At 38.8% G+C, this 14,168-nt stretch carries 12 protein-coding genes; 4 read left to right on the forward strand and 8 right to left on the reverse strand.

Going from position 1 to position 14,168, the window contains the following annotated elements; all coding sequences use genetic code 11:
- The 4 genes from Q0039_RS03955 to Q0039_RS03970 form a co-directional block, all read right to left on the reverse strand.
- A partial coding sequence (locus Q0039_RS03955; protein WP_297509388.1) for a fibronectin type III domain-containing protein occupies window positions 1-2,898 on the reverse strand: 2,898 nt, incomplete at its 3' end.
- Window positions 2,899-2,977: 79 nt separating this feature from the next.
- A complete protein-coding gene (locus Q0039_RS03960) occupies window positions 2,978-3,877 on the reverse strand; it encodes a hypothetical protein (RefSeq protein WP_297509391.1) in 900 nt (299 codons plus the stop codon).
- Window position 3,878: 1 nt separating this feature from the next.
- Window positions 3,879-4,697, reverse strand: a complete 819-nt coding sequence (gene kdsA, locus Q0039_RS03965; protein ID WP_297509394.1) for a 3-deoxy-8-phosphooctulonate synthase — start codon at window positions 4,695-4,697, stop codon at window positions 3,879-3,881.
- Window positions 4,698-4,779: 82 nt separating this feature from the next.
- Window positions 4,780-5,232, reverse strand: coding sequence for a 2-dehydro-3-deoxyphosphooctonate aldolase (locus tag Q0039_RS03970; RefSeq protein WP_297509398.1), 453 nt, complete (start codon window positions 5,230-5,232; stop codon window positions 4,780-4,782).
- 84 nt (window positions 5,233-5,316) lie between these two features.
- Here Q0039_RS03970 and Q0039_RS03975 point away from each other — a divergent pair, with 84 nt between their 5' ends.
- Complete coding sequence (locus Q0039_RS03975; protein WP_297509401.1) at window positions 5,317-5,874, forward strand: YeeE/YedE thiosulfate transporter family protein; 558 nt, start codon at window positions 5,317-5,319, stop codon at window positions 5,872-5,874.
- Between the two features lie 3 nt (window positions 5,875-5,877).
- The gene (locus Q0039_RS03980) at window positions 5,878-6,291 is read left to right on the forward strand and encodes a DUF6691 family protein (protein ID WP_297509403.1); all 414 of its coding nucleotides are present in this window, start codon (window positions 5,878-5,880) and stop codon (window positions 6,289-6,291) included.
- A 146-nt stretch (window positions 6,292-6,437) separates the two neighbouring features.
- On the opposite strand, the gene Q0039_RS03985 is transcribed toward Q0039_RS03980, so the two are convergent.
- The 3 genes from Q0039_RS03985 to Q0039_RS03995 form a co-directional block, all read right to left on the reverse strand.
- Window positions 6,438-6,713, reverse strand: coding sequence for an ATP-dependent Clp protease adaptor ClpS (locus Q0039_RS03985; RefSeq protein WP_297509405.1), 276 nt, complete (start codon window positions 6,711-6,713; stop codon window positions 6,438-6,440).
- A gap of 4 nt (window positions 6,714-6,717) precedes the next feature.
- Window positions 6,718-7,557 carry a 50S ribosomal protein L11 methyltransferase gene (gene prmA / locus Q0039_RS03990; RefSeq protein ID WP_297509408.1) on the reverse strand — a complete coding sequence of 280 codons (840 nt, stop codon included), beginning with the start codon at window positions 7,555-7,557 and terminating at the stop codon, window positions 6,718-6,720.
- A gap of 70 nt (window positions 7,558-7,627) precedes the next feature.
- Window positions 7,628-8,023: a hypothetical protein gene (locus Q0039_RS03995; protein ID WP_297509411.1), complete on the reverse strand. Its 396-nt coding sequence runs from the start codon at window positions 8,021-8,023 to the stop codon at window positions 7,628-7,630.
- A 271-nt stretch (window positions 8,024-8,294) separates the two neighbouring features.
- Between Q0039_RS03995 and Q0039_RS04000 the strand changes: the two genes are divergently transcribed.
- Window positions 8,295-10,625 (forward strand): T9SS type A sorting domain-containing protein, encoded by a 2,331-nt coding sequence (locus Q0039_RS04000; RefSeq protein WP_297509414.1) that lies wholly within the window; start codon window positions 8,295-8,297, stop codon window positions 10,623-10,625.
- A gap of 234 nt (window positions 10,626-10,859) precedes the next feature.
- Here Q0039_RS04000 and katG read toward each other — a convergent pair whose 3' ends face one another.
- Window positions 10,860-13,133, reverse strand: coding sequence for a catalase/peroxidase HPI (gene katG, locus Q0039_RS04005; RefSeq protein WP_297509417.1), 2,274 nt, complete (start codon window positions 13,131-13,133; stop codon window positions 10,860-10,862).
- A gap of 99 nt (window positions 13,134-13,232) precedes the next feature.
- Between katG and Q0039_RS04010 the strand changes: the two genes are divergently transcribed.
- Entirely contained in the window at window positions 13,233-14,165 is a 933-nt protein-coding gene (locus tag Q0039_RS04010; RefSeq protein ID WP_297509420.1) for a LysR substrate-binding domain-containing protein, read from the forward strand.
- Window positions 14,166-14,168 lie beyond the last annotated feature (3 nt).

The raw sequence follows: 14,168 nt of genomic DNA on the forward strand, positions 1-14,168 counted from the left end.
AATTGGTCCAATCCAATTGCTTAAATCACCAGGAGCACAAACGGCTCTTACATATAAATCATAACACGTATCTGGAGTCAATCCTGTAAAAACATGTGGATTAGTTGTTGTAACTGTAAAACCAGTAGTAGCCGTTGTTGGAGCAGGCGACCCACAAGGTAAAGCAATTACATTCCACGTAGTAGCTGTATTTGGATTCGTCCATGCTAATGTTGCACTATTGGAAGTTACGGCTGAAGTAACTAATGTATTCGGATTTGGACATGTTGGAGGTGGCGCACAAATCACATTAGCTAACCATCCTGCACCAGCCACTGAACCGTCACTTCTAAAACGGAATGTTAAACATCCATCGGGTGAAGTTGACGTAAACGATGGTAAGTTTCCGCCGGTTAATGTTCCCCAATAGGAACCGGGTAAACCTCCAGGTACATTCCCTGCACCATTGGCGCTTGGGATCTGTGGAGAAGTTATTGTGGCTCCATTAAATACATATAATCCGTCCCAGTTGGCTTCGGTTGAAAAGAATGTAAAATTCACGGTAACCACATTTCCAGCAGTTGCAGGACATATGGTAACTGTTGAATCGGTATTATTGGCATAGTCTCCATTTCCTCCTGGATCAGAGAATACCCCTCCACAAGCTGGAGGCGCTACTTGCGTTGTAATTGATACAGGTCCGGTCCATGTACTTACGTTTGGTGCAGCACAGATGGCACGAACATATACGTCATAACACGTTAATCCGTTTAATCCCGTTAATTGGTAAGGGTGTGCATTCACAACGGTTCCGTTGGTTGCCGCCGTTGGAGCAGCCGATCCACAAGGTAACGCAATAATTTGCCATTGCGTTTCTGTTCCACCATTAGTCCAGTTAAATGTTGCTGTTGTTCCCAACACTACTGTAGGTGCCAATGAAAATGGCGCCGGACAGGCTGGTGGAGCAGCACAAGTTACGTTGGCCGTCCATCCTGCAGCTGTGGTTGTTGCATTACTTCGGAAACGGAAGGTTAAACATCCATCAGGACTTGAAGAGGTAAACGAACCCGGGTTGGTAGTACCCCAATAGGCACCTGGTAAACCGCCAGGTACTGCACCCGCGCCATTAGCACTTGCTATTTGCGGTGCCGCAGTTGAGTTACCGTTAAATACATATAATCCGTCATTCGTTGCCTCTACGTTAAAGTTTGTAAAGGTCACTGTTACAACTTGTCCTGCTACTGTAGGACAAATGGTTACGGTTTGATCGGCGTTGTTGGCATAGTTTGCTGCTGTACCTCCGCCGTCAGTATACGTTCCGCCACAAGCTGGAGGAGGAACTAAAGTATTGAATATATAAGGTCCTGCCCAAGCACTAAACGTTCCGTTGCCACAATTTGCACGAACCCAATATTGATAGGCAGTATCTGCGTTTAATCCAGTTACAGCAACTCCAGCATTGGTGTTCACTGTAGTTCCTGCTCCCGCGGGGATAGCAGCACCTGAAAGTTGTACTACATATTCCCAAGAAGTTGCCCCTCCGGGATTCCCCCAAGATAAAGTCGCACCATTTAATGTGATCCCCGTAGCGTTTAAAGCATCCGGTTGGGCACAATTTAATTGTTGAATAATTAAGTTGTAGGAATAACTTTGTGTTCCAGCCGCCGAAGACAATACAATAATATAGGTTTGCCCCGCAGTGACGTTCAAACTAGGAATATTACGAATACCATTGCCGGTATTGGCAACTCCCGCCAAACAGTTTACGCCAACATTGGCACATCCTTGGTATACGAAAATACCAGAGTTGGCTGCGCCGGGAGTCATTGAAATACTGATTGCTCCTGTAGTGGTAGGTGTATAAGCATAGTATACTTCATTACCAATCATATAGTTGGTAGTCGATCCACACGATCCCCCTTGATTGGTGTCGTTGGTATCGGCATAGCCACTTGTGTTATCGTTTGTACTGTAGGGTAATCCCGGTACAGTGATTGCCGAGTTACAGGTTAAACCTGGTGTTGCTGTGGTGAAGTTAAACGGCCCCACCCAAGCACTATTACTTTGTGCACATCGGGCACGAACATAATAAACATAAGGCGTAGAAGGTGTCAGACCTGTTGCAGTATATGAGTTGGTATTGACTAAAACACCCGTCCCTGTTGGAACACCCACAGCCGGAACTACTTCTACTTCATACTGAGGAGCCGAACCGTTCCATCCTAAAACTGCAGAGGTCTGTGTTATACCCGTAGCACTTAAGTTGGTGGGAACCAAACAACGCTCTACTAAACTCACCGAATCAATTAACCAACGGTCTCCACCCAAAGCCGTAGTAGGTTGGGTAAAACGCATTCTAAAAGCAATGTAAATTTGTTGCCCTGCATAAGCTGACAAATCAACCACCTTCTCTTCGTATGTGTTAAACACCGTAGACAAGGTTGCCTCAGTATAGGTTGCAGCAGTTACTGTGTAGCTCGAAATAGTGGTTTGAGTACCTGCAGTACCTGTAGGATTTACTAAAACCGCATATTCTGTACCCTGAGGACCTGTTAAAGTAGATCGCGTCCAAAAGTGTAATTCACCATTGGCAGGAACCAAAATTCTAGGCGTAGCTAAATAGTCCTCTGAAGTATTCCCTTGACCAATATTTTCATTATTCATGAAAGCCGAATTAGTCCCGGCATAAACATTGGCAGCAGATGTAGTTATAGTCCATCGACGGGCGGTTCCTACACCATTGTCAAAAACTGCCCACTGGTTACCTGTGGCCCCAGTCCCTAAAGTCCATGGAGAAGGATTGGTCGCAACGTCCGGATTGGTCGTATTCTCAAAGCCTTCAATCCCAGGAGTGGGAAACTGGGAATATCCTGTAAAATGCATAAAAGCCAACAGGATCAATAAAGTAATTTTTTTCATAAAAATTAATAATTGATAGGTTTGTTTGTATTTATGTTGTTAGCTACCAAAAATATAAAAAAAACATAAACTAAGTAGCTTAAATTCTAAAAATTCCTCCAAATGCAATAATTTTTTGAAGAAAGAAAAAGTGTTGACTGGCTCTATCGGGTCCATTATGTGTGGTAATAATGTCTGGCATATCAATATAGCCGCCTTTCAATTCGGTTTGGATAAAAAAGTATTTAAATAAGGTCAAATTAAGACCAACTTTGGCAGCAATTCCATATCCTGCCACATGAAAATCATCATGACGCTGTTTACCTAAAACACGTGCATTTGTTTTCGGATATAAAATACCAGCACCAATTCCTTCCGTGATATTGATTTGTATTTTATCGGTATTCTTGATTGTGAATAGGGAGGAGATATCATCCACTCTTGAAAATTCAGTATTCACATAATTTAAACCATCTGTATGTTCAAAGGTTAAGAAAGGTGGGGGAGTAGTATCATCAAACCCTGTAAAGTTCTGACCAAAATTAACTGGAGTGCCCTGGTAGATACCATTAAACATGGATCCTATTTCGTTGGATGGTAAATTAATATATCCATTTACTATAGCGGTTTGGTGTTGCGTCATTACGTATTTCATATGATCCAAACCGATCGAAATATTATAGTGATCCGATATAAAATAACCCATTCTAAAATTTGTTTGGGGTATTGTCATATTAGCTGGATTGATATAGTCACAATGCCATCCTTTAGGTTTGTCATGCCCCGTAGCATCATGAACGGTGAAGTTGTAATTGGCTCCTTCGAAATGGATGTCCGATTTGGAATAGGTTTCCCGATTTCCACCCCAATAAAAATAAAATTTACCTTTATTATGTTGGGTGTATCGTTCGGGTTGAATTGCATCTTGAGATTGAGCAATTCCTGTAAAAGAACTTATTGCAATACTCAGGGCTATTCCACCCCGCAAAAGAAAATTCATTTTAAAATTGATTTATTGTTTTGCGAATCTGGGTAAGTTTATGCATCAAACCTTCAAAATAGTCCAAATGCAACATGTTTGCGCCATCACTTTTGGCATTAGCTGGATCAAAATGAGTTTCTATAAAAATACCATCGACCCCTACAGCAATACCTGCTTTTGCAATAGTTTCGATACGATCTGGGCGACCTCCTGTGACTCCCGACATTTGATTGGGTTGCTGTAATGAGTGGGTTACATCCAAAACTGTCGTAGCAAACTCTTTCATAGTAGGAATTCCACGAAAATCAACGATTAAATCTTGGTAACCAAACATACTTCCCCGATCGGTAACCATTACATTTTCATTTTTACAATCCAAAACTTTTTGGGTTGCATGCTTCATACTTTCCGGACTCATAAATTGTCCTTTTTTTAGATTTACTGTTTTTCCTGTTTCAGCAGCAGCTACAACTAAATCGGTTTGACGCACTAAAAAAGCAGGAATTTGAAGTATATCTACATATTCAGCAGCTTTTACTGCATCTTCATTAGTATGGATATCGGTAACCGTTGGAACATGAAATGTTTCTGAAACTTTACGAAGAATTTTTAAAGCTTTTTCATCACCTATTCCCGTAAAACTATCAATTCGAGATCGGTTTGCTTTTTTAAAAGAACCTTTAAAAACAAAAGGGATTTTATATTTATCGGATATTTTTACAAGATGATCAGCAATACGTAGCGCCATTTCTTCGCCTTCTATTGCACAGGGTCCTGCCAAAATAAAAAAGTTACCACTATCGGCATGCTTAATTTGCGGAATATTAATTAAATTCATGAAATTAGTTTTATGGCGCAAATATAGAAAATAAAAATCCTTCTCAATTGAAAAGTCTCTGAAGGATAGGTTTGTTTAGGTCTTATTCCAAAAGGCGTATCGAGAATCCTTGAGGACACATTATCTTTCCTTTTTCATATAGATTAATATAAAAGGTGTAAGTTGAAGTATCGCCCTTAATTTTTACCTCATAAACCTCTAATGTTCCGGCGCCTGTAGGACTTTTTTTGCTTTCAAAAGGACAGCAAGTCGCTACTTTTTTCCACTCGATTTCTTCACCATTAGGCCCAAGAAGGGATTTAAAGTATAAATCCACATTTTTAAAATTTACTCGTTCTTGGTCAAAACCCAAATTGATTGGAAATTCTTTGCTAAAGGCATATTGTTTATCGGGAGCTATTTCATTAAAGACAAAATAACCTTTTGGATACTGAGGTTTTCGACCGGTATTGTCAATATTTTTTATTACAAAATGATTTCCGCTGCATCCGGAAATAATCAAGGTTAAACAAAGAAATAGGAAGCTTCTGTTCATGGTTTTCGATTTACAATTCAAAATTGTAAATTTTATTACAATAATCAAACCACGATTTCTATTTTTGTAAAAAATGTTGAAATTATGAATTCAATTTTGGGGACATGGCATTGGGCTATATCTGGTTTTTTAATTGGAATGGTGATGTTGCTTTTGATTTTTTTAGGAAAAGGATTTGGAATGTCTTCCAATTTGCGTAGTCTTTGTTCGATGACTGGAATTGGCAAGAAAGTTCCATTTTTTGATTGGGATTGGAAAAGTCAAATTTGGAATCTAGTGGTAGTGTTAGGGGCAATGTTAGGGGGATATGTAGCTGTAAATTATCTTTCAAATGACTCTATTGTTCAGCTCAACCCTGTGACTATACAAAAATTAGAAAAACTCCATATCGATGCACCCCAATCAAAAATATTACCCGATATGCTTTTTGGCAATACGGTGTTTAGTGAACCCAAAATGATTGCCATGCTTGTTTTAGGCGGATTTCTTATTGGCTTTGGTTCCCGCTACGCTGGAGGCTGTACATCGGGACATGCTATTACAGGTCTAAGTGCTTTTCAAGGGCAATCCTTAAAAGCGGTTATCGGATTTTTTGTAGGGGGACTGTTGATGGTTCATTTTATTTTACCTTTAGTTTTTTAGTTTATGAAATACAGTCAGTTTTTACTTGTCGGTTTTGTGTTTGGTGTTGTATTAACCAAATCTGAAGCCGTTTCATGGTACCGGATTTATGAAATGTTCCAGTTAGATTCATTTCATATGTTTGGAATTATCGGAGTAGCAGTAACCACAGGCGTAATTGGGGTTCAATTGATCAAAAAATATCAACTTAACGATAGCACAGGTACACCTATTGTAATTCCCAACAAAGAAAAAGGTACTTTTCGGTATTGGATTGGAGGACTCCTTTTCGGACTTGGTTGGGCCTTGGTAGGTGCTTGTCCTGGACCGATATTTATTTTAATTGGTGCTGGATTTATGTCGGTTGGACTCGTTTTTTTCGGGGCGTTATTAGGTACGTTTGTATACGGATGGATTAAAGATTACTTGCCCCATTAAGCGCACTTTTTACCACCAATTGTAATTCTTTACTTTTTCATTTTTAAAGTAAAAAGGGAAAACAGTAACCCTCAAAAGTAGAGCAATGATTTGTGGGGAATAAAACCTAGGAGAACCACCTGAAAAAAAAGACTTCAAAGGCTATTTTATTGTATTTCGGCACTCAACCCAGCATCCAAAAGTGCGGTACACAACGGTTTAAGTTTGTCATAACTCCCGGATTTAACAGTACATTTACCTGTATAATGCACCAAAATAGCACATTGTTCAGCTTGTAATGGGGTGTGATCACAAACTTTTATTAAGGTTTCAATAACATGATCAAATGTATTCACATCATCATTGAAAACAATTAACTCATGATCAAAATTCAATTGCTCGGCCAACGCAACCGATTCCTTAACTTTTTCAAGGGTACTCATCGAATTATCCTTTTTTAATGTATTTGAGTGAAGCCCAATTATTGCGTTCTTTTTGTTTAACCAATTCCAATCCTTTTTCAGTACAGGATTTATCCAAATAAGGAATATCATCAACGTAAAATCCACTTAACAATAGCAATCCGTTTGACCGTAAACACGCTACATAGGTTTCCATATCATTTAGTAGAATATTACGATTAATATTTGCAATGATTAGGTCATACGATCGTCCTGCTAGTAAAGCGGCATCTCCTTCTTCAACTGTAATGTATTGGCATCCGTTGCGTGCGATATTTTCTAAAGAATTCAGATAGCACCAATCATCAATATCAATTGCATCAATTGGGTGTGCACCTTTCATTTCGGCTAATATCGCTAACACAGCCGTTCCGCAGCCCATGTCTAATGTTTTTAATCCTTCAACATTTGTTTCCAATAGGTGTTGTATCATCATGTGCGTGGTTTCATGATGACCTGTGCCGAAACTCATTTTGGGTTCGATTACTAAATCGTAAACCGCATCCGTTTTATCGTGAAAAGGTGCTCGAACATGACATATGCCCTCAACTACTATAGGTTCAAAATTCTTTTCCCACGCTTCATTCCAATTGACTTGATCAATTTCTTCAATAGTATAATCGATTGTAAATTCGTCCGATTGGAGAATATATAAGTCTTTGAGCGATCCTTCTCGATATAACTCTTTTTGGATATAAGCCGAAACGCCATCTTCATTCTCTACAAAACTTTCAAAATCCAATTCGGCTAGTTCTGCAATTAGAATTTCTGTAGCAGGTTCTTTGGGCTCTACAGTAAAATGAAATCCGAGATAAATAGTAGACATGAAATTTTATTTTTACAAAAGTACGGCAGAAATTGAATAAAAAACCCGACTAAAAAGTCGGGCATATACTTTATTTAGTTGGATGCGCACATTCTTTTTCAATCTTATGGAAAACATCATGTACATTTTGGAATGTTCGCATGATTTCTACATCCGGAGCTTTATTTGTGATTAGTTCACTTAATTTTTTCGTCATTTTTTTTAAAATACCTACTTGTGCTACTAGGGTTTCCGACTTTAATTCAGAAGGCATCGTATTTATATCTAATGCCTCAGAACGCTGAACTAAATAATCATGAGCATTTTTAATAGCATTTAAGTTACCATTTTCTGCTGGGTGAAATGTTTTCGATAACAATTCATGGTATTCGTGTAATTGCGACCATTTGGTAGATGCCGATTGCGCATTCATTTGAAATGCAAAAGTTGTAACTAACAACAAAATAGCTAATCGAAGTGCTTTCATAATTAAAAGATTTACTGCAATAATACAAAAATATCTAATACAACAAAGGCATTTCATCTTTTAATCCAATAAAAAGTAAGATTAAACATATACTAAAATACAGTAATTGCCTTTCGTCGTTTTTTCGATGAGTTGAACGGATTAATCTCAACCCTTACTTGGTGATAAAATAACTTTATAATTGGATCCTAAATCTACTTATTGATGCTGATATACAGCGCTTTAAATGATTTTAATTTAAAAACTTTAACAAAACTTAAATTCTAAAAACATGAGAAAAATTTCACAAGAAATTGTTGTAATTGCTTTCGTTTTATCGTCAGCATTTACAGGGGCCCAAAATTGTAATTCGGGCTTCAAAACATTCACCATTGGTGGGTGGGGGTCGGAATGCAGCGGTAATAATCCCGGATGTTATCGCGATCAAAATTTTAGCCAAGCTTTTCCTAACGGATTAGCAATTGGATGCGGATTGAACCAGCTTGTTTTAACCTCGTCACAAGCTGTTCAAGATTTTTTACCATCAGGAGGAACTTCTTCAACGCTGAATTCAGGAATTTTAATTAATCCAGGTCAGTCCTACAGCAATGTTTTAGCTGCACAATTAGTCGGAGTTACCTTGGCATTAGGGTTTGATACCTATGATTCTACTTTTTCCGACAATTCTTCAAGTTTAGGCGATTTAAGGATTGGGAGTGGCCCTTTTGAAGGTATGCGCGTGGGTGACTTTTTAGAATTAGCCAATGATGTCATAGGGGGGTGTCAATCGGGTTATTCTTTGTCGGATTTAAATGCTACTGCAACAGCAATTAATGAGAATTATGACAATGGAACCGTAAACAATGGATTTTTGATATGTGATTCTTTCCGAATAGGAGCAATTACAATTGATTCTAATGTTGACTGTTATGGTTTTCAAAATGGTCAAGTTACCCTAAATGTTGCTGGTGGTGAGCCACCTTATATATATGCATTATCCAATGGTATGACTTCAGGTTACGTTCAAGAAACAGCATTCACCTTTACAGGGTTAGCAGCCGGAAATTACTCGGTCACGATTACTGATGCAGCACAAAATACGGCAACTGGCAATGCTGTTTTCACCATTTCACAACCCTCCCAAATTCAAGTGGTAACAAGTGCTACTGCTGTTCGTTGTTTTGGGGAGTCAAATGGTTCGGCTACTATTACTTCAATTACGGGTGGGGTAGGCCCCTATTTGATTACATGGTTTAATGGAAGTACAGCACAAACCGTTACTAATTTAGTTGCAGGTTCGTATTCTGGTACAATAACCGATAGCCTCGGTTGTATGATGCCCTTTTTGGTCATTATTGATCAACCTCAAATTCTAACGGTAACAACGGTTTCTACCGCTGTACGATGTTTTGGTGGCAATGATGGTTCGTTAACCGCTTCTATATCAGGTGGAACGGCGCCGTACACTATTTTGTGGTCAACAGGAGCTACTGATACTTCAATTACGGGCTTAAGCGCAGGAATCATTTATTCAGCTCAAATTATCGATGCCAATGGTTGCGAAATCAATATAGCAGCATTTGTTACGGAACCTGCACCTTTAGTACTTTCGGTAGTAAAAGAGAAAGTGCTTTGTGTTGGAGGAACGGCTATTGCTGTTGCCTCTACTACCGGTGGTATGGCTCCCTTTACTTACTCTTGGAATACCAATCCAATTCAAGAGGGTGATTTAGCCTATTTGCAAGTTGGCACATGGGAAGTTACAGTGACCGATGCCAACGGTTGCAGTACGTCAACAAATGTAACGATGGTATTGCAATCTTGCGAAGGATTTAACACGGTTACCCAAGGCGGATGGGGGGCAAAATGTGCAGGCAATAATTGGGGTAATTATTTGAGAAATAATTTTGCTGTATTTTTTCCTAACGGTTTGACAATAGGAGCTGGCTCACGCTTTTTACGATTAACTTCTGCTTCAGCCGTTCAAGCTTTTCTTCCCTCGGGTACAACCCCACGCGCTCTAAATTCTGGAACATTGGTAAATCCAACAACACGAACTTACTCCAATGTTTTGGCAGGACAAACAGTGGCTTTAACATTAAATATAGCGTTTGATTTTAATGCCAATTTTTCTCCATCTTCACAAAACTTAGGGGATTTAGTATTAACAAGCGGGCCATTAGTTGGATTGAACGTTTATAGTGTATTGGATTTGGCCAATCAGGTGCTCGGCGGAATCTCTACTCCCTTTACTGCCGCACAAATTAATGATGCCTTAGACCGAATTAATCGAAATTATGATAACGGCGCCGTTAATTTAGGTTTCTTAACCTGTCCATGTAGACCAGGTGCAAAATTAGCAGCAACAGTACCTTTTGAAGTGACTATATATCCTAATCCAGCTACGCATTACATCCAGCTTGTTTTTGATGTTATAAATTATCCAATTAAAATTGAAGTTTATACCCTAATGGGCCAAGTACTCCTAACGAGAAATTATGAAATGGATCGATTGGAAGCTCATGAAATACGATTGGATTTGGATAACTTAAAATCTGGAATGTATATAGTACGTGTTCAATCAGGGAATGAAACGGTTGTTAAAAACATAATCGTAAAATAAGAACTGCAAACGTGTACGTAAAACTCGCTTTGTGAAAGGCGGGTTTTTTTTGTCAATTTGTTATGTTTTTTGGTCACCGTACCCTCGAATTATGCTTTGCAATAGACATATAAACGATTCAAAGGGTAAACAAACAAAATGGGTATACCTTCAATATGTAAAATTTATTTGGTACTAATAAAAAAAGGGAATAGGCTCAAGGCACATTCCCTTTTTTAAATCCGATAAGGAGATTTATTTTTTATTCTGTAAATCAAATCGATCTAAGTGCATCACTTTATTCCATGCAGCCACAAAATCCTTGACCATTTTTTCTTTCGCATCACTACTTGCATAAACTTCTGCCAAAGCGCGTAATTCAGAGTGAGATCCAAAAATCAAATCGGCACGTGTAGCGGTCCACTTAACAGCATCGGTTTTACGATCACGACCTTCAAAACTTTCTTTTTCTGTATCTTTCGCTTTCCAAACGGTATTCATATCCAGTAAGTTTACAAAAAAATCATTGGTTAATGCACCAGTTCGCATGGTTAATACTCCGGTATTGGTTCCATTATAATTGGCACCTATAGCACGCATTCCACCAACTAAAACGGTCATTTCAGGGGCCGTTAAGGTTAGTAATTGTGCTTTGTCTACCAAAAGTTCCTCTGTGGTAAAGGTGTACTGCGTTTTTTTGTAATTTCTAAATCCATCAGCCATTGGTTCCAAAACTGCAAATGAATTTACATCGGTTTGCTCCTGACTTGCATCCATACGACCTGGTTTGAACGGCACTTCTACAGGATATCCAGCTGCTTTTGCCGCTTTTTCAACACCCACATTTCCAGCCAATACAATTAGATCGGCCATAGATATTTTTTTGGTACCCGAGGTGGTTTGAAATTTTTTCTGGATCCCTTCTAATACATCCAATACTTTATTCAACTGTTGAGGGTTATTGCATTCCCAGTTGCGTTGGGGCAACAATCGAATGCGTGCTCCATTAGCACCCCCTCGTTTATCGGATCCTCTAAATGTTGATGCTGAGGCCCAAGCCGTACTCACCAATTCTTGTGTAGAAAGTCCTGAATTAGCTATAGCTGTTTTTAAGGTAATGATATCTTTTGCATCGACCAAGGGATGGTTTACCATCGGTATCGGATCTTGCCAAATTAAATCTTCTTTGGGCACTTCAGGACCTACATGACGTGTTTTTGGTCCCATATCACGGTGAGTTAACTTATACCAAGCGCGTGCAAATGCATCTTCAAATGCTTTAGGATTATCTAAAAAGTTACGGGATATTTTTTCATAAACCGGATCATATCTTAACGATAAATCCGTTGTTAGCATCGTGGCTTTGTGTTTCTTAGTAGCGTCAAATGCATCCGGTACAATCGCAGCTCCATTTTTGGCTACCCATTGGTTAGCTCCGGCCGGACTTTTGGTCAATTCCCATTCGTTGCCAAATAATAAGTTGAAGTAATCATGACCCCATTTGGCAGGCGTAGTCGTCCAAGTAACTTCCAATCCTGAGGTTATTGCATCGGTTCCTTTTCCACTTTTGTAGGAACTATTCCATCCCATACCTTGTGCCTCAATACTGGCTGCTTCAGGTTCTGGACCAACATGACTTGCCGGACCCGCACCATGGGTTTTTCCAAAGGTATGTCCCCCAGCAATTAAGGCTACAGTTTCTTCATCATTCATTCCCATACGGCCAAAAGTTTCACGAATGTCTTTTGCAGCCAATACTGGATCGGGATTGCCGTTTGGTCCTTCGGGATTTACATAAATTAATCCCATTTGAACCGCTGCTAGTGGATTTTCTAGTTTTCCATCTTGGTAGCGTTTGCTATTATCCAACCATTTGGACTCCGACCCCCAATAGACATTTGATTCGGGTTCCCACACGTCGGCACGACCTCCAGAAAAACCAAAGGTTTTAAAGCCCATTGACTCCAATGCCACATTTCCGGATAAAATCATCAAATCGGCCCATGAAATTTTATTGCCATATTTTTGTTTTATCGGCCATATTAAACGCCTTGCTTTATCTAAATTAGCATTATCAGGCCAGCTGTTTTGAGGTGCAAAACGCTGTTGTCCTGAACAAGACCCACCACGTCCATCACCAGTTCGATAGGTTCCCGCACTGTGCCATGCCATTCGAATAAATAACGGACCGTAATTACCGAAATCGGCAGGCCACCAATCCTGTGATTGCGTAAGCACCGCTTTGATATCGTTTTTTAACGCTAAGTAATCTACAGATTTGAATGCTTTTACATAGTCAAAATTAGAATCCATTGGATTGGTTAGATTTGAATTTTGACGTAAAACAGATAGATTCAACTGACTCGGCCACCAATCACTATTTTTAGTTCCTGATGAACGCATTTCTTTTTTTACCACATCCATAGTCCCATTTTGAAAGGGACATTGCACGATATCCTTTTTAGCCGAGTCTTGGGCAAATCCATTCAAGGCCGCACTCGCTATTACTAAAATTGCTATTTTTTTCATACACGTTAATTAAATTCTCAAATTAGTTTGATGTGTAAAAATATAACCTATATTTGATTGATAAAAACGATATTTTCAAACTTTACATTGATAAAATCGATGAATATACGTCAATTTGAATATATTTTAGCAGTCGCAGAAGTTAGACACTTTGAATTAGCAGCAGAAAAGTGCTTTGCTACACAATCGACTTTGAGTACTATGGTTTCTAAATTTGAAGAAGAAATAGGAATTACAATTTTTGATCGCAAAAAAAAACCGGTTGCGATAACTGCTGAGGGGGAAGTAATCATTGAACAATTGAAAGCAATTCAATCCCAAATCGGAGTGCTCAATGAATTGGCCAAAGAATTTAAAGGCGAAGTGAATGGTAATTTAACGATTGCAGTTATTCCTACAATTGCACCTCCGTTATTGCCTTTATTTTTGCAGTCATTTGCACAAAAATTTCCCCAATTGCAAATTGAAATTCGAGAGCAAACTACAAGTGAAATTATTCGACTACTTAAATCACGAGAACTGGATATTGGCATTGTCTCTATCCCGGTGAATGATCCCGATTTAATAGAAATTAAATTATATGATGAACCTTTTTTATTGATGGATTGTGGTTCTCGGTATGAAAATCCGGTGCAAACCGATGTTTTAAATCCTGCAGATATATGGTTAATGGAAGAAGGGCATTGTATGCGAACACAAATATTAAATTTTTGTGATTTGGATAAAAATTACAGCAATACCCATTTAAATTTTAATTTTAAAGCTGGTTCGATTGATAGTTTGGTCCGTTTTGTAAAAGCAAATCAAGCGACAACATTAGTCCCTTATTTGGCCACTACATCATTTCCAGAATCGGATGAACAGTATTTACGTGAATTTAGTGAACCCGTTCCGATTCGCTCCGTAGGATTGGTAGTACACCGCTATTTTGTGAAGCGCCGGGTATTGTATTTTTTAGAACAAGAAATCTTAAAACAGGTAAAACCCTTATTGCCAACAATAACAAAGTCAAAAACACTTCATCCGATTTAGATA

It is taken from the genome of Flavobacterium sp. (assembly GCF_027484945.1).
Lineage (GTDB): Bacteria > Bacteroidota > Bacteroidia > Flavobacteriales > Flavobacteriaceae > Flavobacterium.